The sequence below is a fragment of the Chryseobacterium formosense genome (assembly GCF_900116415.1).
Lineage (GTDB): Bacteria > Bacteroidota > Bacteroidia > Flavobacteriales > Weeksellaceae > Chryseobacterium > Chryseobacterium formosense.
In genome coordinates this window covers 608,925-635,344 of the sequence record NZ_FPAP01000003.1, presented here as the reverse complement: position 1 = coordinate 635,344, position 26,420 = coordinate 608,925, and the positions used below count along the sequence as shown (strand labels likewise).

At 35.9% G+C, this 26,420-nt stretch carries 16 protein-coding genes; 10 read left to right on the top strand and 6 right to left on the bottom strand.

What is annotated here, in order from left to right; genetic code table 11:
• Window positions 1-292 precede the first annotated feature (292 nt).
• Entirely contained in the window at window positions 293-1,297 is a 1,005-nt protein-coding gene (locus BM371_RS14240; protein ID WP_034678771.1) for a glycosyltransferase family 2 protein, read from the top strand.
• A 425-nt stretch (window positions 1,298-1,722) separates the two neighbouring features.
• Here the strand turns inward: BM371_RS14240 and BM371_RS14235 are convergent, their stop codons facing one another.
• Window positions 1,723-2,952 carry an aminotransferase class I/II-fold pyridoxal phosphate-dependent enzyme gene (locus tag BM371_RS14235; RefSeq protein WP_034678770.1) on the bottom strand — a complete coding sequence of 410 codons (1,230 nt, stop codon included), beginning with the start codon at window positions 2,950-2,952 and terminating at the stop codon, window positions 1,723-1,725.
• A gap of 145 nt (window positions 2,953-3,097) precedes the next feature.
• Between BM371_RS14235 and BM371_RS14230 the strand changes: the two genes are divergently transcribed.
• A complete protein-coding gene (locus tag BM371_RS14230) occupies window positions 3,098-3,556 on the top strand; it encodes an Lrp/AsnC family transcriptional regulator (protein WP_034678768.1) in 459 nt (152 codons plus the stop codon).
• 212 nt (window positions 3,557-3,768) lie between these two features.
• Here the strand turns inward: BM371_RS14230 and BM371_RS14225 are convergent, their stop codons facing one another.
• Together BM371_RS14225 and BM371_RS14220 are read right to left on the bottom strand one after the other, a co-directional pair.
• Window positions 3,769-4,800: a bestrophin family protein gene (locus BM371_RS14225; protein WP_034678767.1), complete on the bottom strand. Its 1,032-nt coding sequence runs from the start codon at window positions 4,798-4,800 to the stop codon at window positions 3,769-3,771.
• Window positions 4,801-4,893: 93 nt separating this feature from the next.
• Window positions 4,894-6,966: an alpha-ketoacid dehydrogenase subunit alpha/beta gene (locus BM371_RS14220; RefSeq protein WP_034678764.1), complete on the bottom strand. Its 2,073-nt coding sequence runs from the start codon at window positions 6,964-6,966 to the stop codon at window positions 4,894-4,896.
• 229 nt (window positions 6,967-7,195) lie between these two features.
• Here BM371_RS14220 and dnaE point away from each other — a divergent pair, with 229 nt between their 5' ends.
• From dnaE to BM371_RS14205, 3 genes are all read left to right on the top strand, one after another.
• Window positions 7,196-11,869 carry a DNA polymerase III subunit alpha gene (gene dnaE / locus BM371_RS14215; RefSeq protein ID WP_034678762.1) on the top strand — a complete coding sequence of 1,558 codons (4,674 nt, stop codon included), beginning with the start codon at window positions 7,196-7,198 and terminating at the stop codon, window positions 11,867-11,869.
• Between the two features lie 319 nt (window positions 11,870-12,188).
• Window positions 12,189-17,309: a T9SS type A sorting domain-containing protein gene (locus BM371_RS14210; protein WP_034678761.1), complete on the top strand. Its 5,121-nt coding sequence runs from the start codon at window positions 12,189-12,191 to the stop codon at window positions 17,307-17,309.
• 132 nt (window positions 17,310-17,441) lie between these two features.
• A complete protein-coding gene (locus BM371_RS14205; protein WP_034678759.1) occupies window positions 17,442-19,043 on the top strand; it encodes a GEVED domain-containing protein in 1,602 nt (533 codons plus the stop codon).
• Window positions 19,044-19,163: 120 nt separating this feature from the next.
• On the opposite strand, the gene BM371_RS20595 is transcribed toward BM371_RS14205, so the two are convergent.
• Both BM371_RS20595 and BM371_RS14200 read right to left on the bottom strand, forming a co-directional pair.
• Window positions 19,164-19,325: a hypothetical protein gene (locus tag BM371_RS20595; RefSeq protein WP_156124879.1), complete on the bottom strand. Its 162-nt coding sequence runs from the start codon at window positions 19,323-19,325 to the stop codon at window positions 19,164-19,166.
• Window positions 19,326-19,369: 44 nt separating this feature from the next.
• Entirely contained in the window at window positions 19,370-20,197 is an 828-nt protein-coding gene (locus BM371_RS14200; RefSeq protein WP_034678758.1) for an ion transporter, read from the bottom strand.
• Window positions 20,198-20,255: 58 nt separating this feature from the next.
• On the opposite strand from BM371_RS14200, the gene BM371_RS14195 reads away from it, so the two are divergent.
• Both BM371_RS14195 and BM371_RS14190 read left to right on the top strand, forming a co-directional pair.
• Entirely contained in the window at window positions 20,256-21,353 is a 1,098-nt protein-coding gene (locus BM371_RS14195; protein ID WP_034678881.1) for a Nif3-like dinuclear metal center hexameric protein, read from the top strand.
• A gap of 2 nt (window positions 21,354-21,355) precedes the next feature.
• The gene (locus BM371_RS14190) at window positions 21,356-22,132 is read left to right on the top strand and encodes a zinc ribbon domain-containing protein (RefSeq protein ID WP_034678756.1); all 777 of its coding nucleotides are present in this window, start codon (window positions 21,356-21,358) and stop codon (window positions 22,130-22,132) included.
• A 265-nt stretch (window positions 22,133-22,397) separates the two neighbouring features.
• Here the strand turns inward: BM371_RS14190 and BM371_RS14185 are convergent, their stop codons facing one another.
• Window positions 22,398-24,176, bottom strand: a complete 1,779-nt coding sequence (locus BM371_RS14185; RefSeq protein WP_034678754.1) for an AMP-dependent synthetase/ligase — start codon at window positions 24,174-24,176, stop codon at window positions 22,398-22,400.
• 228 nt (window positions 24,177-24,404) lie between these two features.
• On the opposite strand from BM371_RS14185, the gene BM371_RS14180 reads away from it, so the two are divergent.
• The 3 genes from BM371_RS14180 to BM371_RS14170 are packed head-to-tail and all read left to right on the top strand — an operon-like array spanning window position 24,405 to window position 26,365.
• The gene (locus BM371_RS14180; protein WP_034678751.1) at window positions 24,405-25,544 is read left to right on the top strand and encodes an acyl-CoA dehydrogenase; all 1,140 of its coding nucleotides are present in this window, start codon (window positions 24,405-24,407) and stop codon (window positions 25,542-25,544) included.
• Between the two features lie 13 nt (window positions 25,545-25,557).
• Window positions 25,558-25,974, top strand: coding sequence for a hypothetical protein (locus BM371_RS14175; protein WP_051882983.1), 417 nt, complete (start codon window positions 25,558-25,560; stop codon window positions 25,972-25,974).
• A gap of 25 nt (window positions 25,975-25,999) precedes the next feature.
• Window positions 26,000-26,365 carry a hypothetical protein gene (locus BM371_RS14170; protein WP_034678748.1) on the top strand — a complete coding sequence of 122 codons (366 nt, stop codon included), beginning with the start codon at window positions 26,000-26,002 and terminating at the stop codon, window positions 26,363-26,365.
• Window positions 26,366-26,420: the final 55 nt, after the last annotated feature.

The following is a 26,420-nucleotide window of genomic DNA, read 5'->3' as shown; positions in this document are numbered from 1 at the left end:
AATTATGCCTTTTGATTTCTCGATGGTTTAGAATTTTTGCAGAAATGCTGATTTTGGATTTTTCTAAAAACTCATCAAAAAACGCTGAAGAGAAAAAATAATTATTCAAAAAAATCAAATTATACAAACAAATTATAGAGTGGAAGCTTTCTTGTAATTGCTTCCATTTTTTATGGTTTTCAAAATCATTCGGCGAAAGTAAATCTTACACAGACTTTATAATTAAATCATAAATTGTTTTAAAATACATTGTGATTCCTTTTCAAATCTTTAATTTTGAAAAATTTTCCATTTGAAACCTACTATTTCCATCGTTGTTGCCATATTTAACCGAAAAGATGAACTTTTCGAACTGCTTAATTCGCTCAATGCCCAAACGGATAAAGATTTTGAAGTAATCATTGTTGATGATGGTTCATTAATCGATTTGAAACCAACGGTTCATAATTTTGAAGAAATTTTAAACATCAAATATTTTAAAAAAACGAATTCAGGCCCCGGTTTGTCGAGAAATTATGGAGCAAAAAGAGCTGCAAACGAATGGTTGGTTTTTGTAGACAGTGACGTGATTGTGGAGAAAGATTATATTGAAAATATTAAAAACAGTATTCTTAGCATTCCTTGTGATGCCTTTGGTGGAGCCGATAAAGCACATAAAGGGTTCAACCTGATGCAAAAAGCAATTTCCTATTCGATGACTTCCGTTTTTACAACAGGCGGAATAAGAGGAAATAAAAAAGCGGTTTCTAAATTTCAGCCCAGAAGTTTTAATATGGGTGTAAAAAAGGAAGTTTTCGAGAAAGTTGGCGGTTTTTCAGAGATGAGAATCGGGGAAGATCCGGATTTATCGATGACACTTTGGGAAAATGGTTTTACAACGGCTTTTTTTGATACAATCGCAGTCTATCATAAACGAAGAGTTGATTTTGGAAAGTTCTCAAAACAAGTGTATCAGTTTGGTTGTGCAAGACCTATTCTGAATCAGAGACATCCGAACTATGTGAAAATTTCTTTTGCATTCCCGACTTTGTTTCTGTTGGGTTATGTTTTAGGATTTATAGAATATTTTATTTTAGGAAAAGGTTTTATTCTTGCTCTTTACGGACTATACACTTTTATGGTGCTGATTCATTCAATGATTGTTACTAAAAATATCGCCATCGCAGGAATGGCAGTTATTTCCACCTACATCCAAATGTTTTCTTACGGCTATGGATTTTTAAAATCCTGGATTCTGCTGAATATTTTCAGAATGAAACCAGAGAACGCATTCCCGAAACATTTTCATAAGGTTTAAACTAATCAAAAAAGTCTTATCGGATATTTTCTCGGTGTGAATTTTTTAAAGCAAAGATATTTTAGCAAAGCGCTGATTTTAGAGAGCAAGGGCAAATAAATTTGCTGCTCGAAACGGGAAACATACGCTTCATCAATCAACTCGTTGATTCCTTAAATAAGAAAGATAGGTTAAATTAGACTTTGCGTTAAAAAAACTATGATTTTTGATTGCAGTAAAATTTTGCTCCGTAGGAGCAAAACCTTTGTAGAAAATGATTTCGAATATATTGAGCTCCGTAGGAGCGAAACTTTTCAAACTAAATAAATTTACATTTTGTGAGCTTGTGAAGAGCTCAAAATATTACACAAAAATATCTTCTGTGACTTTTGCGGTTAAAAATAAATAATAAAAGCTGCCGAATATCGACAGCTTTTATACAATAATTAGAATATGGATGAAATGGTTTCATGGTTTAGAACGCCTGTTTTGAGCATGCATTCTTTCATCTTTTCGTATGTTCGTTCGATGTCATGATCGAGACCGATTGAGAATCTTATAAGTCCGTCTGAAATTCCCATAGCTTCACGTTCTTCTTCAGGAATTTCTGATGAGGTTGAACTTCCGGAGCATGAAAATAATGTTTTATAAAAGCCTAAACTAACCGCTAAATATCCAAGATTTTCCTGCTGCATCATTTCCATCAATTCGTTGGCTTTTTCGGTTGTTCCTGCATCTAAAGTCAGTAATCCGCCAAATCCGTACTCTTCATGCATCATGCTTTTCATTAAATCGTGATTCTTGTGAGATTTCAAACCGGGATAAGAAACTTTTAAACCATCTTCTTCGAATCTTTTAGCAAGATACATTGCATTATGACTGTGCTGTTTCATTCTAATGTGAAGCGTTCTCAGGTTTTTAAGAATACTTGCCGATCGAAAACTGTCCATTGTAGGTCCCAGAAGCATACATGCTCCGTTGTTTACATTTTTGGTATCATTGATAAATTCCTGAGTTCCGCAATAAACGCCGCCAACAGTATCGCTGCTTCCGTTAATAAATTTGGTTAAAGAATGAATGACAATATCGGCTCCCAAAAGAGTAGGTGATATAGAAAGCGGAGAGAAAGTATTATCTACGATCAGTTTTAAGTTGTGTTTTTTACAGATTTCCGATAACTTTCTCAGATCCGCAACCTCCAAAAGCGGATTGCTCAAACTTTCGCAATATATTATTTTTGTGTTAGGCTGAATAGCGTTTTCAATAGATTCAAAATTGTTGATATCTACAAACGAAGTTTCAATTTGAAATGGTGGCAGAAAATTTTTCAGGAAAGCGTACGTTCCACCATAAATAGTTCTGCTCGAAATAATATGGTCTCCCGACTTACAAACCTGCATCAAAACAGAAGTAATTGCGCCCATTCCCGAAGCGGTAACGTTTGCGGTTTCGGTATTTTCCATTTTTGCTAAAGCTTGTGAAAGATAAAGATTCATCGGCGACGAATGTCTTGAATACAGATAGCAACCGTCTGCATTTCCTTCAAAGGTATCAAACATTGTTTTTGCTGAAAGAAAAGTGTACGTAGAGCTGTCTGAAATTGAAGGATTTACTCCTCCGAATTCTCCGAAATACTGAAGATCCTGTATCTCATTTGCCGCATTGAATCGATCCATATTTTTTTGTTTTAAAAATGAATCTTTCTGGTAATTATTACAATGATAAATTAGATTTTTAGAAAATAAAACTATATAAATTTATTCTTATAGAATAAAAGTTGGTTATATTTGTTTTAATCTAAACTTTACTAAAAAATTATCTATGCAATTTGACGAAACCGATAAAAAACTACTGCAATTTTTACAGGAAGACTGTAAACAAACCACCAAAGAACTATCTTACAAGCTAGGATTGTCGGTAACGGCTGTTTATGAACGGATTAAAAAGCTTGAACATTCTGGGGTGATTTCCAAATATGTGGCGTTGGTCGATAAAACAAAAATTGATAAAAAGTTTCTTATTTTATGTCATGTAAAACTTACTCAGCACAAAAAAGAGTATCTGATGCAGTTTGAAAAAGAAGTTTTGAATTTACAGGAAGTCACAGAATGTTTCCACGTAAGCGGAGACTACGATTATATTCTTAAAATCAGCCTGAAAGATATGGATGATTACCGGAATTTTATGGTAACCAAACTCACAACTTTACAGCATATTGCAAGTACGCACAGCTCTTTCACGATTTCTGAAGTGAAAAATACGACAGAAATTGTTTTGTAAATATTTTTTAGGAGCTTTTTCCCGCTTTCCGCACGCGCTATTTTATTTATTTCGGCGCGGCAGCGAAGCTGCCGCGCCGAAATAAATAAAATGAGCTCAGACAAGTATACAATCGGAGCTAGGGTCGCAGTTATTCAAATAAAATATAGAAAAATCCGAAATGATAAAAATTATGTAAATAATTTAAATTAAAAAATAACTTTTAAGTAAAACTAAACCAAAACCCCATTCTTAGAAGTAATAGCATCCGGTAAATCGGTTTCTCCTGCCATTTGAAGAAGGTCAATTTCAATAGCTCGACAAATCGAAAGCATCGGGATATCAAACATCAAGCCTTCGAAAGGATTTTCAGAATAATCTCCCACCAATTCCATAATAATATAAATCCAGCCAATGGTGATACAAAACGGAATGGATGCCCAGATTCCCCAATCTCCCAATTTGGCAAATTCACTTACCAAACCTAATGGAAGCAACATAATAAAAATTATATTAAACACAAAAGCGGTACTCGCAAACTGTCTCGGTAAAGGGAATTTTTTAATTCTTTCGGCCTGTCCCTGCAAAGTATAAAATTCATTCAAACAATCCTGTAACTGTATCTGATTGAATTCTGAAATCGCATTCATGTTTTTCAGCTCGTTCACATCTTTCGATTGTTGCGCAATGAGATACGTGGCAAAATTTTTATATTGAGATTGTAATTCTACTTCTTCTTCACTCAGATATTTATTAAGAAAAATCGGAGTTCTTCCATAATCGGGAAATCCTGCTTTAATTAATCTGTTACGCTTGTGGTCAATATTCTTAAAATGTTCTTCCTCTACTTTAATGTGCTCCCATTCTGCCGGAATCAAAAGTTGGTCACGAAACTGGTATAACCATGCAATATGACGGAAAACGATCTTTTTTCTTCGGTCTTCAAGATCAAATTTCCCAATAACTTCATTCGCAGTATCGAAAGAATATACCATCGAGCCCAACATTCGGCTGGAATTAACGATTCCGCCCCAGATTTTTCTTGCTTCCCATAATCTGTCATATGCCTGATTATTTTTAAAACCCACCAAAAAGGCCTCAGCTGTACCAATCAGCGCCACCGGAACCCAAGGAATAATCATCCAGTCCCAATGGAAATAATGAAAAAGAATTGCGATCAAAGTACACCAAATGGAAATCAGAATAAGATGAAATCCCGATAAGTTGAGAACCTGTTTATAATTGACGTATTTTGTGGTAATCATTTAGAGCAAAAAATTTATTCAATCCAAGTTAGCAAAAAGTGTACAAAAAAACCTCTAAAAAATTTTAGAGGTTTAAATTTATTTTTGTCTGAATTAATATTTCAGCATTTCTTCGATTTTTGTAGCCAGCTTTTCTGCATTTGGAAGCATTTCTTTTTCCAAAACCAAGTTGATCGGAACTGCAGGAGTATCTAAAGATCCCATCGTTTCCACCGGAGCATCAAGATGTTTGAAACAGTTCTTTGAAATTCTGTGTGCAAATGCTTCTGCAAATGAATTGTTTAATTGTTCTTCCGTAAGAACGATACATTTTCCGTGAGCTTTTACTCTTTCGAAAACCAATTCTTCATCAAGAGGAATCAGAGTTCTCAAGTCAATCACTTCAACTCTTCCATTAAAGTTTTTCGAAGCTTCTTTTGCCCAATAAACGCCCATTCCATAAGTTACTACCAATAAAGTTCTTCCTTTTTCTGTTTCATTTTTATCAGCTTCAATGATTACTTTTCCTTTTCCGAAAGGTAAAATATAATCTTCTGCCGGTTCTATCGTTTTAGCGTCTTCAGTTCCCGGAACCTTGCTCCAATACAAACCTTTATGCTCCAACATCACAACCGGATTCGGGTCATAATAAGCTGCTTTTAATAAACCTTTAAAGTCAGCTGCATTACTTGGATAAGCGATTTTAATTCCTTTAATATTCGCTAAAATACTTTCAACGCTTCCGCTGTGATAAGGGCCGCCACCTCCGTAAGCTCCAATCGGAACACGGATGATATTGCTTACAGGGAATTTACCCTGACTTAAATAGCTGGATTTTGAGATCTCAGTAATCAACTGATTGATTCCCGGATAAATATAATCTGCAAACTGTACTTCAACAATCGGTTTTAAACCAACTGCACTCATACCCGTTGTAGAACCAATAATATAAGCTTCCTGAATAGCTGTATTGAAAACTCTTTTACTCCCGAATTTTTTTCCTAAAGTCACGGTCTCACGGAAAACTCCACCAATTCTTTCTCCAACATCCTGTCCGTACAACAAAGCTTCCGGATGCTTCCACATCAATTCCTGAATCGCATGAATCGCAGCGTCTACCATTACAATTTTTTCTCCACCTTCTGGTTCACGAGTTCCCACCTCTTCCGTAATCGGAGTTGGTGCGAAAACATGATTCATTACCGTCTCAGGTTTTGGATCTTCAGCTTTTTGAGCCCTTTCGAAAGCTTCTTCAGCTTCAAGACGAGCTTTTTTGGTGATTTGTTTTAATAGTTCTTCATCAACACCCGCATCAAGCAATTGATTTCTAAGGATTTCTCCCGGATCTTTGGCTCTGTGTTTTGTTAAATCTTCTTCATCTCTATAGAATTCTCTTCTTACTCCTGAAGTGTGATGACCAATCAAAACAGTTTTTGCACAAACAACGATAGGTTTTCTTTCAGTACGTACGAAATCCACTGCTTTTTTCATCGCTTCAAAACTTTCAACGAAATCTGTTCCGTCGACTCTCATTCTGCTTAAACCAGTGAATCCTGAAACAAAATCATAAGCGTCGCATGTTCTCGCTTCTTCTTTCGTTACAGAAATTCCCCATTCGTTATCCTGAACTAAGAAAATAATCGGAAGTTGGTGTAATGCTGAAAACTGAAGTGCTTCACTCACTTCACCTTCCGTCACAGAATTGTCTCCAAGGCTGCAAACCACAACCGGATTGTTTTCAAATTGCTGTAAATTGAAATCCTGAATATATTTTATCCCTTGCGCAACTCCCGCAGTTGGAATTGTCTGCATGCCTGTTGCCGAACTTTGGTGAATAATTTTTGGTTTGTCTTCATCTCTGCTCGAAGGGTGAGAGTAGTAAGATCTGCCTCCAGAAAAAGGATCATCAGCTTTTGCCAATAACTGCAGCATCAATTGGTAAGGTTCGAAACCAATTCCCAACAAAATACTTTCGTCTCTGTAATATGGAGAAACCCAGTCTTCTTTTTTTAGCTGATAAGCGGTTGCCAACTGAATCGCTTCATGACCTCTTGATGTACTATGAACATATTTACAAACATTTCTGTTTTCTTCGTAAATATCTGCCATCGCTTTGGCAAGCATCATGTGGTTATAAGCCTTTAATAATATATCCTGAGAAACTTTTTCGTGAAGTGTATTTTCCATAGAAAGCAAATATACATAAAAATAGAAATCCGAACAATTGTTAGTTATTGTGTTTATCTGATTGGTTTTTAACATTTTGTTTTAAATATTAAAGTTTTAGGCTGGATTAATAATTACCAAAATGCTGTTGAGAAACGGATAATATTTTAGCCAAAACAAATTCCAAAACACAAAAAATTACCCTAACTTTACATTCTCTTTTGATAAATAAAAACGGCGAATAATTTAGATGTATTTAGTTTTTGACACAGAAACCACAGGTTTACCAAAGAATTTCAACGCACCGCTTTCAGATTCAGACAACTGGCCAAGAATGGTACAGATTGCGTGGCAGTTGCATGATGATGACGGAACATTAATTGAAAATCAGGATTATATTATAAAACCTGAAGGGTACGATATTCCCTTCAACGCTGCAAGAATTCATGGGATTACTACCAAAATTGCCAATGAGGAAGGTCGTGATCTTGAAGAAATTTTGAATGAATTTTCCAAAGTTTTAGAAAGAGTAAGAGTTGTTTCCGGTCACAATGTTGAATTCGATTACAACATCGTGGGAGCCGAATTTTTTAGAAAAAATATAAAGGATAACCTTCAGGAAAAGCCAAAAGCCGATACCATGATTTTGGGAACCGATTTTTGTCAGCTTGGAGGCGGTCGTGGAGGAAGGTTCAAACCTCCAAAATTGGAGGAGCTTTACGAAAAATTATACGGTCATAAGTTTGATGAAGCGCATAACGCGGCAGCCGACGTAAATGCAACGGCTCAGGTTTTCTTCGAGATGATGCGTATCGGAATAATTCCTGCTGAAGTTTTAAAAACTTCGGAAGACCAGTTAGCGTATTTCAAAACGCTGTATCCTGATCCGATCAAGCCTTTCAATATTATTATCAGAAGACAGGTTGCTGACTTTAATAATAAGAAAAAACAACAGGATTTTGGGAGTGTCGATGAGATTGATTTAGGTAAATATTTCAATTTCAACAATCACAGTGTTTTCTCTACGTTGATGGCTACTTCAAGCATTAATGATCTGATTAAAAAAGCTTCAGATGACAATTTCCCTGCCGTCGGAATGGTGGATTTGGGAAATATGATGGGTGCTTTTAAATTTGTTTCAGCAGTTGAAGGAGCGAATAGTGACCGCGCCAAAAAACATAAAGAATATTTAATCAAAAAACAGGAAGCGGAAGAAAATGGAACAGAATTTAATGAAGAAGAACCTGTTTCAGAACCTTTAATTCCTGTAGTTGGGTGTGAATTTTATATTTCAGACCGTTACGAACAGAAGCAGTTTACCAAAGACGATCCCGATAGAAGAACGCAGGTTGTTTTATTGGCAAAGGATTTTAATGGATATAAAAATTTGGCAAAACTTTCAAGTATTGGTTTTCTTAAAGGATTTTATTTTGGAGTTCCGAGGATCAGTCGTGAACTGATTGCCGAATATAAAGAAGGTATTATCGCTTTAACATCCGGTATTCACGGAGATATTCCGGATGCAATTTTAAATACCGGTGAGCAAAAAGGGGAGGAGCTTTTCAAATGGTGGAAAGATACTTTTGAGGATGATTTTTATGTTCAGATTCAAAATCATAAATTGCCCGAAGAGGAGCATTTGAATGATGTCCTTCTACATTTTGCCGATAAATATAATGTTAAAATTTTAGCGCAGAACGAAACGTTTTATTCCAACAAAGACGATTCTAATATTCAGGATATTGTAAGCTGTATTAAGGATGGTGAAAAATTAACAACACCTGTCGGAAAAGGCTTTGGAAAGAGAAGAGGTCTGGCTACCGGAGAATACTATATCAAAAATTCAGATGAAATAAAAGAAGCATTTTTGGCTTATCCCGATGCTTTTGATGCGTATGAAGAATTTACGGCAAAATTTAAACCTTATACTTTAAAAAGAGACGTTCTCCTTCCAAAATTCGATATTCCGGAACGGTTTATTCACGCAGAAGATGAAATTGATGGTGGGAAACGAGGGGAAATGGCTTACTTGACGCATTTAACTTATGAAGGAGCTAAAAAAAGATATGAAATAATTACTGATGAAATTAAAGAACGTCTGGATTTTGAACTTGAAGTAGTTGCAAATACAGGTTACCCCGGTTACTTTTTGATTGTACAGGATTTCTGTAATGAGGCAAGAAAAATGGGAGTTTGGGTTGGCCCTGGTCGTGGTTCTGCTGCAGGTTCTGCAGTTGCATATTGTACCGGAATTACCAATGTTGATCCTATTAAATATGACCTCCTTTTTGAGCGTTTCCTGAATCCGGAAAGGATTTCTATGCCCGATATTGATATCGATTTTGATGATGAAGGGCGGGATAAAATCATCAAATGGGTAGTTGAAAAATACGGTAAAAATCAGGTGGCGCAGATCATTACGTATTCCGTTTTGGGTGGAAAATCTGCCATCAAAGACGCGGGAAGAGTTTTGGATGTTCCGATTCCTGATACCAATAATATTGCGAAACTGATTCCTCCAAGTCCGGGGATGAATATTGCAAAAGCTTTATCTAAATATGATAAATTAAAACCCGAAGAACAGCAACTCGTCGATGAGATGAAATATGTTCTGAATACACCAGATGATGCACGTCACGATGTTTTGGCGAGTGCAAAAAAAATGGAAGGCTGTATCCGAAATACAGGAATTCATGCTTGTGGTGTGATCATTACACCGGAAGATGTAAGTAATCTTGTTCCGGTAACTATTGCTGCGAAAGATGCTGATATTTTGGTATCTCAGTTTGATAACTCGGTAGCCGAAAGTGCAGGTCTTTTAAAGATGGATTTCCTTGGTCTTAGGACTTTAACGATCATTAAAGATGCTTTAAAATTAGTAAAAGAAAGACATGGAATTGATATTAATCCTGATGAAATAGGTCTTGAAGATACCAAGACCTATCAGTTATTTAAAGAAGGAAGAACGATTGGGATTTTTCAGTACGAAAGTCCGGGAATGCAGAAGTACATGAGGGAACTTAAGCCTACGGTTTTTGCAGATTTGATTGCGATGAATGCTCTTTACCGACCGGGTCCGATTAAGTATATTCCAAACTTTATTAATAGAAAACACGGAATCGAGGAAATTGTCTACGATTTGCCGGAAACTGAAGAATATTTAAAGGAAACCTACGGAATTACGGTTTATCAGGAGCAGGTAATGTTGCTGTCTCAGAAATTGGCCAACTTTACCAAGGGTGAAGCCGATACTTTGAGAAAAGCGATGGGTAAAAAGCAGATTGAAGTTCTTAATAAAATGTACCCTAAATTTATCGAAGGCGGGAGAAAAAATAATCTTGATGAAGGTCCTTTAGAAAAAATCTGGAACGACTGGAAAGCCTTTGCGGAGTACGCTTTCAACAAATCTCACTCAACCTGCTATGCTTTAATTGCTTATCAGACAGCCTATTTAAAGGCTAATTATCCTGCTGAATACATGGCGAGTGTGATGAGTAATAACATTAACAATACCGATTCTATCACGATGTTCATGGAAGATTGTAAAAGTATGGGTGTTGATGTTTTGGGACCTGATGTTAATGAATCTCAATATAAATTTTCGGTAAACGAAAAAGGCCAAATCCGTTTCGGCCTGGGTGCGATTAAAGGTATTGGTGAAGGACCAAGTGAGGCGATTACCCGTGAAAGACAAAACGGAAGATTTAAAAATATTTATGATTTCTTTGAAAGGATTCTGCCTTCACAGATGAATAAAAGAGTTGCGGAAAGTTTGGTTGTTGCAGGAGCTTTCGATGAGTTGGATTCTTTCCATAGAGGTCAGTATTTTGATATTGATATGGCGGGAAGAACAAATCTCGAAAGATTAATCCGATACGGACAAAGCTTTCAGGAAAGTAAAAATGAGATGGAGAATTCTCTTTTCGCAGACTTCGCGGAGGAAGTTCAGATTGAACAGCCGAAATTGGCACCATGTCCGGAATGGCCAAATATGCATAAATTAAATAAAGAAAAAGAAACCATCGGATTTTACCTTTCTGCACATCCTTTGGACGAATTCAAATATCAGTTTCAATTTATGCAGGGAAGTCTTTCTAAAAAATCTGTTTTAGAAAAAGATGAAGAAGCAAAAATTGTTATCGATGAAACTCCTGTTCTGGAAAAAGACTCTGTGGATGAAGTGGCAGATTTAATAGAAATTGTTGCTGATGATATCGTAGCAGGAGAAGAAGAGGAAATTATCGAAGAAGTTATAAAAAAAGCAGAACCAAAAGGTGTTTTCGGGTTTCTAAATCTTGATGAGGTGGATGCTTATAAAGAACTGGCTTTTGCCAATAAGCAGGAAGAACTTTTTGAAGAAAAGAAAAAAGACTGGAAGACTTTACAAAAGGAAAGAGAAAACGGCGGGGGCGGAAAAGAGTATACTGTTGCGGGCTTAATCACAGAATATGTCGTAAAAGATGGTTTTCGTAGTGGTGAAAAGGTGGCTTTTCTGACATTGGAGGATTACTCGGGATCATATTCTTTCAGATTGGGAGACAGGGATTATATGAAACTGAAAGAAAAGCTGGAAGTTCAGCGTTTTGTTATTTTAAAAATAAAATTTGCTCAGGTAAAAGACGGAAGGGTTTTTGTGAATGTTATTGATGTTATTGAATTACAGGAAGCTTTCGAACGATTTGCAAAAAGTATTTCTCTGGTGATGGATGTGATGGATTTCCGACCGGAAGATCTGAGTTTCTTCAGATCTGTTTTAGAGAGGAATCAAGGTGATCAAAAGCTGAAGTTTTATATAAAAAATGTTGATGAAGATTTAAATACGGAACATCTGGAAGTTCAATCGATGAAACATTCGGTTAATCTGAACGGTGATTTGATAAAACAGATTCAACTGTTGAATAAATATGAGTTTTATTTGAATTAATATTCGATATTTATAATTTAAAAACAATCGCAACCTTATTTTTTTGGGTTGCGATTGTTTTTATAGAGCCTGATTTATTTACTGAAAAAAATGAAAATTCTTATTTGTTGTAGAGGTGGGTTTTGGGACTTAAAGTCTTGATATTGCATTGTTTCCAATAAATTACAATTGTCATTTTTAAAAAATAATTAAATGTTTGTTTAATGATTTTGTAATCATTTTTGATAGATATTAATATATTTTTAAAATATTAACATTTTTTTTGAATTTGAATGTTAATATTTATTAATTTAGCCCTCTAATTTTAATTTAACTGAGTATGAAAAAAACTTATCTTTGGCTCTCATTGTTGGGCGGTTTTGCCACAATGACAGCACAAACGACGTACTATTCAAAAGCCTCGGCCACGGATTTTACAGCTGTGAGCAGTTGGGGTACCGCAACAGATGGTACCGGTACTTCACCAACCAGCATTAGCAATGCAGACAATTTTGTTATACAAAATGCTTCTGTGATGACGCTTCCTAGTAGCGCATCTGTCAGACAACTAACCATTAATTCCGGAAGTTTAACTGTTGCAGCAAATACCCTTACGGTGAGTAAAGCGGGAACATTTGACTCTACATTAAATGTAGCTGGTGGAACATTAGATGTTTCGGGAGGGAATTTGAATGTTAATGGAAACATGATTGTTTCAGGTACCAGTACATTCAATCAATCTGGAGGTACTATCACAATAGATCCGAATAATGGAGGCAATACCACAGGAAGTGTAGCCAGTGGCACAGCTACATTAAGTATTACCAGCTCAAACATCAACTGGACATCTGGCTTACTCATTATTGTTGATCCCAACGCTGGATCAGGAGATGCTATCAGTTATAGCAGCGGTTCGATGGCTAATCCATCCAATACATCGACACATACTTTGCAATTTGGAGATGGAGTATCTACTGACGCTACTACGAACACAGCGGGTTTTAACTTGAATACTTTTGTCAGCTCAGGTCGACTATACTTTGGCAATTTTACTCTGAATACAGCAGGAACAGGCAATAGAAGACTTTGTTCTACAACATATTCATTGGGTTTTAGTGGAGATTTCAGAGTTACTCTTGGAGAAGTTCGATTTAGCTCAATAAATAGAATAGGAGGTAATCTGATTAATAACGATACGTACACAAACACGAGTACAACATCTTTTCAGTTTTACTCCAATGGTGTTGATGCACCTTCCACAAAAACTCAAACTATCTCTGGTAGTGGCGTTTTTAGAAATTTAGCAGCTTCTCCAACCGCTAATTTTACAAGTTTAACCATCAATAATACAAGTACAGGCGGTGTTACTTTCGCAGATGCCAACTCCTTATTGACTGGCACAAATACAGGTACGGTATCAGGAACATTAACTTTTACAAATGGTATTGTTAATACGGGCTCTAATACATTTGTACTTGGAGTTTCCGGTGCAAGTGTAGGAACTTTAAGTTATACAGCAGGAGGATTCAGTTCAGGTTCTACATTCAGCAGATGGTACGGAACAGCAGGATCAGGAACAACAATAGCTGCATCTACAGTTCCATCTCCAGGTGCAGGAACATATCCTTTTGTAATGGGAAATCCTGCAATTGGACTTTCGACTGATCATTTTCATAAAGCTACAGCAGCCTTAACAGCGGCAGGTCAAATGGCGGTTAAATTTAATGGTGCTACCGGTACTTCTGCGATAACTCCGTTAACCGAAGGTTCATTGACTTACGATAGACAGACTAACGCTAATTGGGTAGTGACTACTTCTGCAGGATATGCATCTTCCACGGCACATACTTTTGCTATTCAAGGGCAAGGAACATATACGGCTATCACTCCAAATGTTACAGTTTTAAACAACGGAGCATTGGTAGGTACTGCACAAGCAGGTACAAACCAGCCTATGGGACAAAGAGTTTCAGTACCTGCTGCAAATATAGCTGCAACATATAAATTGGCTTCGATTACATCAGAAGCTCCTATAGAGTCTGCACAATCAGGTCCATGGGAAAGTGCAAGTACATGGGTAGGCGGAGTAGTACCTTCTTGTGTGACTGTAGGTATTGCTCCGGGGCATACAGTTACTGTATCTTCTTCTACAACTGCAACTCCAAGTAATGTAATTATTAATCCAGGGGGGGCTTTAGCTGTTACAGGGGGGTCTATTACGGTTGGCTGTACTAGTAAAAACAATTATATTAATAACGGTGGTACTTTATCAGTAACTGGAGGAAATCTAGCTGTAAATGGTAATTTGAATAATGCATCGGGATCTATTTTCTCTCAAACAGGAGGAAATATAAATGTAGATGGAAACGATGCAGGTACTGCTGCAACAAGTGTAGCTTCAGGTACAAATATTGTAAACATAGCTACTGGTAACGTAACACTTACTGGTGGAACAATGACGATAGTTGATCCTCATGCAGCGAATAGTACAAGTTCGTACGCATTCTCTTATTCTGGTGGAACAGCTATTGATAATACAACTGGCTGGACACTGAAGTTTGGTGATGGAGTTTCTACTGACGCAGGAGGAACTGCTGCAACTGCTACAGCAGCTGGAGGATTTATTTGGAATAATGCTGGAAGCAAAATATATTTTGAGAATGTAATCATTGATGGAGCTTCAGGTACAAATAGATATGTATCGAACTCTGCTACAACGATCGGTATTAATACTTTAACGATTAATGCCAATGGTGAGTTTAGAATGCCAACATCTGGAATTAGTATTGCTGGTAATTTTACCAATAACGGTACATTTACGCACACTGCTTCCACTTTGAGCTTCCAAAATTTCAAAAATGCAACTGCTTCAGCTTCTACTACACCTCAGACTATTTCAGGAACTGGTGTATTTAGAAATAATATTGTTACAGCAAGTTCTACTGCTAATTTTAATTCAGTAACAATTAATAATAGCTCTTCAACTGGTGTTACTTTTGCCAATGCAAATTCATTATTGAGCGGTGCAAATACGGGTACAGCATCAGGAACTTTAACCTTTACAACAGGATTTTTAAATACGGGTGCTAATACATTTGTTTTAGGAACTTCAGCTACTTCTAACGGAACTTTATCTTATACTGCAGGTGGCTTTAGCACAGGAAGTACTTTTGCAAGATGGTGGCCTACTACAACAGGAGGGGCAACTATTACAGCTAATACTACTCCTTCTGGAACAGGAACTGGTGTTTATCCTTTTGCTGCAGGAGCCTCAACCGCTCTTGTTGCAAGAAACCTTTACTTAAACCAAACGGCTGCTGCTACAACTGGTGGAAAAATTGCAGTAAAATACAATGATGTTGCAGGAACTAATAGTGTAAATATTGTAGATGGAACTTATACTGTAGATACGCAGGCAAAATCTAATTGGATTGTTTCTCAATCTGGGATTACAGGAACGCCTACTTATAATATGGCGATAAATGGACAAGATATTTATCTAGCTGGTAATGGAAACAGCAGAATCACATTGGTTGCGGCTCCGGCTTCAGGAACACATCAGGCAGGAACAGTTTATGTGAATGCTCAAAGAACAGCTGTTCCATTGGCTAATTTAGCTGATACTTATTATTTAGGTATCTCTGCTTCGGATGTTCCTTTTGTATCTGTTGCCAATGGTAATTGGGGCACTGGTTCTACCTGGAACAAAGGAACTGTACCAACTTGTACGGGTATAGTGCAAATTGCAGCGGGTACAACGGTAACAGTAAATTCTACCGGAAATGTTTCTAAAAATGTTACTATTAATACAGGAGGAACATTAGTAAATGCATCCGGTGATCTTACAATAGGTTGTACTCTTAAAAATAATTCATTAGTAAATAATGGAACATTAACAGTTTCAGGTGGTATACTAAATGTAAATGGTAATGTAAATAATGTAAATGGATCAACATTTAATCAATCAGGTGGAGATATTATTGTAGATGGTAATGATGCAGGTGTAGTAGCTAATTCTGTTGCCTCTGGTACTAATATATTTGGTTTTGGTACTTCGGGAACAGGTGCTACATTAAATTTAACAGGCGGTAAAATTGTTATTGTAGATCCGCATGTTGCAACTTCAGCAGCTGGAGGTACTTCAAATGGACACGCTTTCGCTTATTGGGGTAATGGTTACCGTGCAGGAGCAAATCATACAATTCAATTAGGAGACGGAGTTTCTACTGACGCAGGTGGAAATACAAGTGGTCTTCAGTATAATACTTGGCCAGGCACTGGATATTTTATTGCGGGTAATTTAGTTATTAATTTATCGACAGGTACAAATAGATTTGTTGTACCTCCTTATGCAGTAGGTGTTGAAAAAGATTTAACAATTACTTCTGGTGAGATAAGATTACCTAGTTCAAAAATTAATGGTAATATTGTAAATAATGGTACACTTACTTCTACTGGAACTTTAGAATTAGCATTATGGGGAGCAGATTTAACATCTTCTACTTCTAGCGTGGCATCTACAAATGCACAAACTATATCTGGTACAGGTGTATTTAGAAATTTAGCTGCATCGCCTACTGCTAGTTTAACTAGTTTCACTATAAATAATACCAGCACAGGTGGAGTGACATTAAATGTACCTTTATCAGTAAGTGGTACATTAACTTTAACTCAAGGTTTGGTAACTACAACCAACACCAATTTGTTAACATTAGGTACAGCAACAGCTGCCGGAACTTTATCAGGAGGTTCACCTACTGCTTATATTAGTGGACCTTTTGCAAGAACTATTGGTAATTCTAACACGGCTTATATCCATTATCCGGTTGGTAAAACTGCTTATGCTCCGGTTTGGTTATCACCGGCTACTACAGCTGTTTCAGTGATGAAAGCTGAAGCATTTGATTCTAACTCAGGTACTGCAGGTTTTGGTGTAATAAACCTTTCTGCAACAAGAAGATGGGAAGCTCCATTAGTTTCTGGAACAATGACAGGTATTAATGTAAGATTAGGTGACAGTAATATTCAAACAGGATATATTCCTGTACATGCTCCGGCTGCATCAGGTGCTTACTTAAATCTTTTTGGAGATACTGCTGCATATGTTGCAGGAACTGCTACAGTGCCTAATAATATTCAGTCTGCTGTTGCTATGAATAATATTGATTATACAGGATTCTTATCATATGCACAAAAAGATCCTAGTTTAGGTACGGTTGAGAATGTATCAAACAAAAACAATATCAAAGCATATCCAAACCCATTTGCTGATGTCTTGAATATTTCAGACATTTCAAATGTAAAATCTATCTCTGTGGTAGATATCTCTGGTAAATTGGTTAAAACGTTTGATAAACCAGAATCTACGCTTCATTTAAGAGAATTAAATTCAGGAATGTATTTAGTTATCCTTAATATGAAGGATGGTTCTAAACAAGCTATAAAAGCAATTAAAAAATAGTATATTATTATATTATTACTTTTAGAGATCGATTTATATCGATCTCTTTTTTTTATTAATGAATTATTAAAATATTTACCATTTTAAAAGTATTTTATTTAATTTAGTAATAACAAATAATTTATATTGATAATGAAAAAAAATCTACTTGTCGGAGCCGCTGCTCTGTTTTCATCATTTTTGTATTCTCAAACTTATTGCACACCTAGTTTTGCTTCAGGTTGCACTTATGGAGATCAGATTGATAGTTTCCAAATCCCAAGTGTTGCATTCAGTCATACGGATACAGTATGCTCTACAGGAGCGTATGGAGATTTTACATCACAGTCTATTAACTTGAATGCTGGAGTCAATTACCCTTTTCAGATTACCCATGGGTTTGGAGATCAAATCGTTAAAATCTGGATCGATTTTGATAATAACGGAACATTTACGGATGCAGCTCCGGAACTTGTTGCAACAGCTTCAAGTATTTTACAGGGTAATGATAATATTACTTACGGTAACCTTTCGATTCCGGCGACAGTAACACCTGGAACATATAGAATGCGTGTAGGCGACCGATATAGTACAGATCCAATACCTTGTAATACAGACGGATATGGAGAAGCGCATGATTACACCGTTGTTGTGGGAGCGGCTCCTAGTTGCATTGCTCCTACGGCTCCTACAGTTTCAGCAATAACGGCCAGTGGTGCCACACTTTCGTGGACAGCTTCTTCAAGTGCTGTAGGGGTAGGTTACGAGTATTACGTTTCGACCTCTCAAACAGCACCTACAAATACGACGCAGGCAACAGGATCAGTAACAGGATCTGCGGTTCTCACAACCCCACTATCTAATTTAGCGCCTGTAACAAATTATTATGTATGGGTAAGATCTGTCTGTACTGCTACCACAAAAAGCAGCTGGTCTGTTTCAACGATATTTAAAACATTGTGTGCTGTAGAAGTACCAAACTACACTTTTGATTTTACTGGTGGTGTAACTGAGTGCTGGCAACGTGCAGATGCAGGAACGCCTGCTGGAACACCGTCAGGAAATGATTCGAACTGGTATGAAGATGGATTCTTAAATAACGGATATGAAGGTGCCATGAAAGTTAACCTTTACTCAAATGCATGGGTAGGTAGATTTGATTCATGGCTGATAACTCCTGCCTTTAACCTTTCGGGAGGAGCGTATCAGGTGAAGTTTGATTATGGTTTAACTCAGTATAATAGCACAGATCCAAGTTCTTTGGGATCTGATGATCTTGTTCAGTTTGTGATCTCTCAAGACGGTGGTACAACGTGGAACGTACTCCAAACTTGGGATGCCTCAAGCGCAGTGTCAAATACTTCAACACCATATTCGTTTAGTTTGGCCAATTATCCTGGCGCCAACACGAAATTTGCTTTCTATGCAACCAATGGGGATGTTATAGATCAGAACGATACAGAATTTTTCATTGATAATTTTACGGTTGAAAATACAACACTGTCAACAAGCGAAACAAATAAAATAAAAGATAAAATCCAGGCATATCCTAATCCTTTTGCTGACGTTTTAAACATTACGGATATATCGGGCGTACAGACAATTTCTGTAGTGGATGTTTCTGGTAAAATTATTAAGTCGTTTAATAAACCGGAAACAAGGATTTATTTGGCAGGTTTACCATCAGGGATGTATATGATTGTCTTACAGATGAAAGATGGTTCTAAGCAAACTATTAAAGCAATTAAAAAATAATTTATTTTTAAAATCCTTTTTAGAAGAGGCTGGTCAATAGATCAGTCTCTTTTTTATTTAGCTTAAAATAAAAAAGCTTTCCATTAATACAGAAAGCTCTAATTTTTATTAGAAGTACCATTATTCATTTGGCTTCACAGGTTGTACTTCTCCGGTCGGCATCGTTTGAAATAACTCAGGTAAAACCATTTGCAGGATAAAATAAACAACTACGGTAAGTACAATTAAAGAGAATAGAATGATAATAGCTTTATTAGGCGTATTTTTCTTTTGTGGTTCCATGATTTTGTCGATTTAGGTTAATAGATCAATTCGTATAAAATCTACTAAGCCAATTTCTTGCCACACTGTTTGCAGTAGCGCGCATCATCGTCAATATCTTCATTTCCGCAACGTTCACAGATAAGCTCCAGATTCTGTCTTTTATTTCTCATTTCGGCAGTTACGATTCCGGTAGGAACAGCAATAATTGAATAACCGGCAAGCATCAAAATAACAGCAAAAAATTTCCCCATCGGAGTTATGGGTGAAACATCTCCATATCCTACCGTTGTTACCGTCACTACAGCCCAATAAATAGATTGTGGAATCGTTTCAAAACCAGGTCTTCCGCCTTCCACCATAAACATTAATGAACCAACAATAACTGAGAAAATAATAAGAAACAATAAAAAGATATAAATTTTTCTTGAACTGTTTTTCAAAGCTCTCACAATCACAGTTCCGTCGTTCATGAAATCCAAAAGATTGAAAACCCTGAAAACTCTCAGCATTCTCAACATTCTGAAAATTAAAAAATATTTGGTTACCGGGAAAAAGAAGCTCAGATAAAAAGGAATTAATGCTAGAAAATCAATAATCCCGAAGAAACTGAAGATGTAATGTTTTTTGTTTTTTACAACTGCAATTCTCGACCAGTATTCTGCGGTGAAAAATATCGAAATAATCCATTCAGAAATGATAAAATACGTGTGAAACTTCTTGTCGAGTTTGGGCACACTTTCCATCATAATAATAAAAGTGCTCACCAATATGAGTGATAGAAGGATGACGTCGAAAAGTTTTCCGAGTTTCGTATCAGAGCGGTAGATGATTCGGTACAAAAACCTTTTCCAGAGCTTATCTTCCGGAACAAGATTGTGTTCTCTTTCCATGAGTGTTTTTGTTTTGAATAAAATTATAATTAATTTCGTAACAAACTTACAGAATAAAATGACAATAAAAGAAGTAATTTCTATCCTAGAAAGTCAGATTGCCATTCCTCAGGCGGAAGATTTCGATAATGTCGGACTTTTATGCGGAGTTCCCGATCGTAATGTGAGTGGAGTTTTGTTTTGTCATGATGCCTTGGAAAGTGTTATTGATGAGGCGGTTACCAGAAACTGTAACTTGGTTGTTTGTTTTCACCCGATTATTTTTTCAGGTTTAAAATCAATCACAGGAAAAAACTATGTTGAAAGAGCTGTTTTAAAAGCTATTGAAAATAAAATTGCGATTTATGCCATTCACACCGCTTTCGATAATGATTATTTTGGAGTCAATGCAGGAATCTGTCATCAGTTAGGTCTTAAAAACTTAAAAATACTTCAGCCTAAAAAAAATAATTTAAAGCAACTTACGGTATATGTTCCGAATGAACATTCTGAACAGTTAAAAGAAGCTCTTTTTTCAGCCGGAGCAGGAAATATCGGTTTTTATGACGAATGCAGCTTTAAGATTAACGGAAACGGAACTTTCAGACCGATTGAAGGTTCAAATCCTTTCTCAGGTCAACAAAATGTAACAGAAAATGCTGATGAAAGCATGATTTCTGTAATTTTTGAAGCGTACAAACAGAATCAGATCATTGCTGCGATGAAAAAAGCGCATCCTTATGAGGAAGTAGCACATCAGATTTATTCTTTAGACAATGAAAATCAATATTCAGGTTTGGGAATGTATGGCGAATTTGATATAGAAATGGATGAAAAAGATTTTCTGAAATTTATTAAAGATAAATTTAATGTTGAGGTGATTAAACATTCAGATTTTACAGATAAAAAAATCAAAAGAGTAGCGGTTTTGGGTGGTTCCGGAGCAAGCGGAATTAAATTTGCTCTGGCTAAAAAATGTGATGCATATATCACCGGAGATCTTAAATATCATGATTATTTCCTGGCAGAATCTAAAATGCTGATTTGTGATGTAGGGCATTATGAATCAGAACAATGGGTTGCTCAACAATTATTTGAAATTTTGTCGCAAAAAATTAGTACATTTGCAATCTTAAAATCTAGTGAAAAAACAAACCCCGTAAATTATTTCCTTTAGATATGGCGAATATAACCGATATTTCAGTTGAAGAAAAATTAAGAGCTTTATATGATTTACAGATCATAGATTCAAGACTAGACGAGATCCGTAATACAAGAGGAGAATTGCCAATCGAAGTTGAAGATCTTGAAATCGAGATAGAAGGTCTTGAAACAAGAGCTGAAAAATTTCATGCAGATATTAAAGAGCAAAATGATCAGATCAACACCAAAAATGAAGTGATCAACCACGCAAAAACTCTTATCGAGAAATACAAATCTCAGCAGGATAATGTAAGAAACAATAAAGAGTTTGAAGCTTTAGGAAAAGAAATGGAATATCAGGAGCTTGAAATTCAGCTTTCTGAAAAAAGAATCAAAGAATTTGGTGCTAAAATCGCTCACAAAGAAGAAACTTTAGCAGAACTTAATAATAAAATCAACGATCTTAAGAATCACCTTAAATTCAAAAAAGAAGAATTAGAGGGTCTGATCGCTGAAACTCAGAAAGAAGAAGAATATCTTATCGAAAAATCTAAAGAATTCGCTTCTAAAATCGATGAAAGATTATTGGCTTCTTACAACAGAATCAGAACAAGTTCTTCTACAGGTTTAGCGGTTGTAGGTCTTGAAAGAGGTGCTCCGAAAGGATCGTTCTTCACAATTCCGCCACAAAAGCAAATGGAAATCGCTCAGAGAAAGAAAATCATTATTGATGAGCATTCAGGGAAAATCCTTGTTGACGACGAGTTGGTAATGGAAGAAAACGAAAAAATGAAATCTGTAATTAAGTTTTAATTATTTATTTCTAAAAATATAATAGCTGTCCCAAATTTTTGAGACAGCTTTTTTGTTTTTAAAACACGAATTGCACAAATGTTTTCACTAATAGCTCAAATCCTTTTCGTGAGATATTACATGATTTATATGTCCTACTTGTCATTCAGAACGGAACGAAGTGGAGTGAAGAATCTTTTTCAATAAAATTAGTGTTATTAGTGAAAACATTAGTGTCATTAGTGTTTAAATCAAAAAAAACCGCCTCAAAAGAAGCGGTTTCATATTATTCATGATGTTCATACATCTTATTATACAGATCAGTAAATTTCTCTTTAATTGCTTTTCTTTTCAACTTTAAAGTTGGTGTCAAAAGTCCGGATTCAATTGCCCAAACTTCAGGCGTCAGTTCAATTTTTTTGATTTTTTCCCAATTACCTAAATGTTCGTTGATATCATCAATCTCTTTTTCAATTCTCGCTTTTAATTCAGGACTTTTTGCAATTTCAGCGGGTGTTGTTCCGATGCTGAGATTGTTTCTCATTGCCCAGCTTTTAGCAAATTCAAAATCAGGCTGAACCAAAGCAGTCGGCATTTTCTCACCGTCTCCTACAACCATGATCTGTTCAATAAATTTTGAAGCTTTGGCTAAATTTTCAATCGTTTGCGGAGCAATATATTTTCCTCCGGAAGTTTTAAACATTTCCTTTTTACGGTCGGTAATCTGTAAAAATCCTTCGCTGTCGATGTGACCGATGTCCCCTGTTTTGAAAAATCCGTCTTCTGTGAACGTTTCTTTAGTTTGTTCTTCATTTTTAAAATAGCTTTTAAAAACAGAAGGACCTTTTACCGTAATTTCACCGTCTTCCTGAATTTTTACCGTTAAATTATCCAGAGGATGACCTACAGTTCCAATTTTCATTTTTCCGAAAGAATTTACCGAAATTACAGGCGAAGTTTCTGTTAAACCATAACCTTCCAGAATAGGAATTCCAGCGTTTTGAAACATCAAATTTAATCTTTTCGATAAAGCTGCTGAACCGGAAACCAAAGTGATGATCTCGCCGCCTAAACCTTCTCTCCATTTTTTAAAGACTAATTTATCGGCAATGATTTCAAACAATCCCGAAGGTTTTGAAACCTCTTTCTTTTTTTGGATTATATCTAATGCCCAGAAGAAAATTTTCTGTTTAATTCCGCCCGCAGAAGAACCGGTTGCATAGATTTTATCGTAAACTTTTTCTACCAGTCTTGGAACAACACTCATGTAATGAGGTTTTACTTCTTTTACATTTTCACCCATTTTTTCGATGCTCTCTGCAAACCAAATGGAGAAACCATTGTATTGGAAAAGATAAAACAGCATCCTTTCAAAAATATGGCAGATCGGTAAGAAGCTTAAAACACGTGTATCTTTATAATCTAAACTTTTTTTCTTAGGTATTCTAGGAATTGAACCTAAAACATTCGAAACAATATTTTCGTGAGTCAGCATTACGCCTTTCGGTTTTCCAGTTGTTCCGGAAGTATAAATTAAGGTTGCTAAATCTTCGGGATTAATGGCTTTTGAAAGATCTTCCACTTCAATTTGGGTAGAATCGTCTTCACCCAAGTCAAGAATCTCCTTCCAGTTGGCTGCTCCGCTGATGTTGTCGAAAGTGAAAACGCCCTGCAAGCTCGCAACATTATGTTTAATCTTCATGACTTTATCCAGAAGATCCTTATCGGAAACAAAGCAGTATTTAATTTCAGCATTATTAAAGATAAATTCATAGTCTTCCGGTGAAATACTCGGGTAAACGGGAACGGAAACCACACCGATCTGTGAAAGTCCAAGATCCATTACTGCCCATTCAGTACGGGAATTTGTGGTGATGAGCGCAATTTTATCACCAGGTTTAATGCCAAGCTTTAAAAGCCCTCTCGAAATTTTATTTCCCTGATTGATAAACTCCTGGGTCGACGTTTTTTTCCATTCTCCGTGATATTTTGTAACAAACATGTCACTTTTAGGAAAATGCTGTAGCGCATAATGGGGTATATCGAATAATCTTTTTATAGACATGGTATTTATTATATAGTTAGAATTTTAAATATAAGCATTTTTTTTAATTGCGGAAATTAGAACTAATGATTTAAAAATTAGTAAAATGTATGCCATAATATGTTCTATAATTTAATTTTAATTTGATTTTAATGAATATAATTTAATGAGCCTAATTTCAAATTATTAATTCTGTTTTCAGATTTGTACAAAAAGTGTAAATTAGCGACCATATAATAGAAAATTTTTATGGACTTTAATTTATCAGAAGAACAGCTGATGATTCAGCAGGCAGCGAGAGATTTTGCACAAAACGAGCTATTACCGGAGGTTATCGAAAGAGATCGTGATCAGAAATTTCCGACTGAGCAAGTGAAAAAAATGGGGGAGATGGGGCTTTTAGGAATGATGGTTGATCCTAAATACGGTGGTGCCGGAATGGATAGTGTTTCTTATGTTTTGGCGATGGAAGAGATTGCAAAAATTGATGCTTCTGCGGCTGTTGTAATGTCTGTAAACAACTCTTTGGTATGTGCAGGTCTTGAAAAATTTGCCTCTGAAGAACAAAAAGTAAAATATCTTACGCCGCTTGCAAGCGGACAGGTAATCGGAGCTTTTGCTTTGTCTGAACCTGAAGCAGGTTCTGATGCAACTTCTCAGAAAACGACTGCTGAAGATAAAGGAGATTACTATTTATTAAACGGTATCAAAAACTGGATCACCAATGGTGGAACGGCTTCTTATTATATCGTCATCGCTCAAACTGATCCTGAAAAAAAACATAAAGGAATCAATGCTTTCATCGTTGAAAGAGGTTGGGAAGGTTTCGAAATCGGATTAAAAGAAGACAAGTTGGGAATCAGAGGAAGTGATACGCATTCTTTGATCTTCAACAACGTAAAAGTACCGAAAGAAAACAGAATCGGTGAAGACGGTTTCGGATTCAATTTTGCAATGGCTGTATTGAACGGTGGTAGAATCGGTATTGCTTCTCAGGCTTTAGGTATCGCTTCTGGAGCTTACGAATTGGCTTTAAAATATGCTAAAACAAGAAAAGCTTTCAAAACTGAAATTATCAATCACCAGGCGATTGCTTTTAAATTGGCAGATATGGCAACTCAGATTACGGCTGCAAGAATGCTTTGCTTCAAGGCTGCTTGTGAAAAAGATGCCGGAAAAGACATTTCTGAAAGTGGAGCAATGGCAAAACTATACGCTTCTCAGGTTGCGATGGACACTACAATTGAAGCGGTGCAAATTCACGGTGGATACGGATATGTAAAAGAATATCACGTAGAAAGAATGATGAGAGATGCAAAAATCACTCAGATCTATGAAGGAACTTCTGAAATCCAGAAAATTGTGATTTCTAGAAGTATTTCAAAATAATTCTAATAATTAAATGATGAAAAAAATTCTTTTATCATTATTTTTTATGGCTTTAATAAATGGTTTTATTTCTGCTCAAGACTTAAAACTAACTAAAGATAAAGTTGTTATAGATAATAAAGAAGTCTTTAAATATGAAAAACAGAGTTTTGTTGAATATTCATTATTCGATTTAAAGAATGATGAAGTATTGAACCTTCAATTTAAAGATAACGGTACAGCTTATGAATCAGACGATTATATGGTATTTAATTTTGTTGGTATTGGCGTGAAATTTAGCTCAACCAATTTTGAAAAAATAGCTGGATTAGGTTCTAAGAGCATGATGAAAAACTTAATTCAATGGCTTTTGAAGGAAAAAGTTTTTTCAAATGACGGAAACTTAGATAAAGATAAATTAGAAATCTTTATTAACAAGTATGAAATGTAATTATATTTAAAACAAAACACTACTTATGAAAAAATCTTTGTGGATCACCGTTGGAGTAATTTTACTACTTGTTGGAGTTTTCGTCTGGTATAAATTTTTCTTCGTTTTCGGAGAAGGAGTGAAATCAGGTTACCTTAATTATGCAATTAAAAAAGGATATGTTTTTAAAACGTATGAAGGGAAATTAATTCAGGAAGGTTTTGGAAAAGGAAAAACCGGAACAATTACAAGCTATGAGTTTGAATTTTCTATTTCTGACCCGGAAGTTTTCAAACAATTGGAACTCAACAGCGGGAAAGTCTTTGATCTTCATTATAAAGAATACAAAGGCGCTCTGCCGTGGCGTGGAAACACAAGATATGTCGTAGACAAAGTAGTGAATATGAAATAACAGTATAACAGTAAAGGCTCTCAATCGAGAGCCTTTTACTTTCACCAAACCACAA

What these genes read in the sequence shown, in the direction of transcription:
- BM371_RS14235 (WP_034678770.1), bottom strand. Translation starts at nt 2,952, where the DNA reads ATGGATCGATTCAATGCGGCAAATGAGATACAGGATCTTCAGTATTTC.
- BM371_RS14230 (WP_034678768.1), top strand. Translation starts at nt 3,098, where the DNA reads ATGCAATTTGACGAAACCGATAAAAAACTACTGCAATTTTTACAGGAA.
- BM371_RS14225 (WP_034678767.1), bottom strand. Translation starts at nt 4,800, where the DNA reads ATGATTACCACAAAATACGTCAATTATAAACAGGTTCTCAACTTATCG.
- BM371_RS14220 (WP_034678764.1), bottom strand. Translation starts at nt 6,966, where the DNA reads ATGGAAAATACACTTCACGAAAAAGTTTCTCAGGATATATTATTAAAG.
- dnaE (WP_034678762.1), top strand. Translation starts at nt 7,196, where the DNA reads ATGTATTTAGTTTTTGACACAGAAACCACAGGTTTACCAAAGAATTTC.
- BM371_RS14210 (WP_034678761.1), top strand. Translation starts at nt 12,189, where the DNA reads ATGAAAAAAACTTATCTTTGGCTCTCATTGTTGGGCGGTTTTGCCACA.
- BM371_RS14205 (WP_034678759.1), top strand. Translation starts at nt 17,442, where the DNA reads ATGAAAAAAAATCTACTTGTCGGAGCCGCTGCTCTGTTTTCATCATTT.
- BM371_RS20595 (WP_156124879.1), bottom strand. Translation starts at nt 19,325, where the DNA reads ATGGAACCACAAAAGAAAAATACGCCTAATAAAGCTATTATCATTCTA.
- BM371_RS14200 (WP_034678758.1), bottom strand. Translation starts at nt 20,197, where the DNA reads ATGGAAAGAGAACACAATCTTGTTCCGGAAGATAAGCTCTGGAAAAGG.
- BM371_RS14195 (WP_034678881.1), top strand. Translation starts at nt 20,256, where the DNA reads ATGACAATAAAAGAAGTAATTTCTATCCTAGAAAGTCAGATTGCCATT.
- BM371_RS14190 (WP_034678756.1), top strand. Translation starts at nt 21,356, where the DNA reads ATGGCGAATATAACCGATATTTCAGTTGAAGAAAAATTAAGAGCTTTA.
- BM371_RS14185 (WP_034678754.1), bottom strand. Translation starts at nt 24,176, where the DNA reads ATGTCTATAAAAAGATTATTCGATATACCCCATTATGCGCTACAGCAT.
- BM371_RS14180 (WP_034678751.1), top strand. Translation starts at nt 24,405, where the DNA reads ATGGACTTTAATTTATCAGAAGAACAGCTGATGATTCAGCAGGCAGCG.
- BM371_RS14175 (WP_051882983.1), top strand. Translation starts at nt 25,558, where the DNA reads ATGATGAAAAAAATTCTTTTATCATTATTTTTTATGGCTTTAATAAAT.
- BM371_RS14170 (WP_034678748.1), top strand. Translation starts at nt 26,000, where the DNA reads ATGAAAAAATCTTTGTGGATCACCGTTGGAGTAATTTTACTACTTGTT.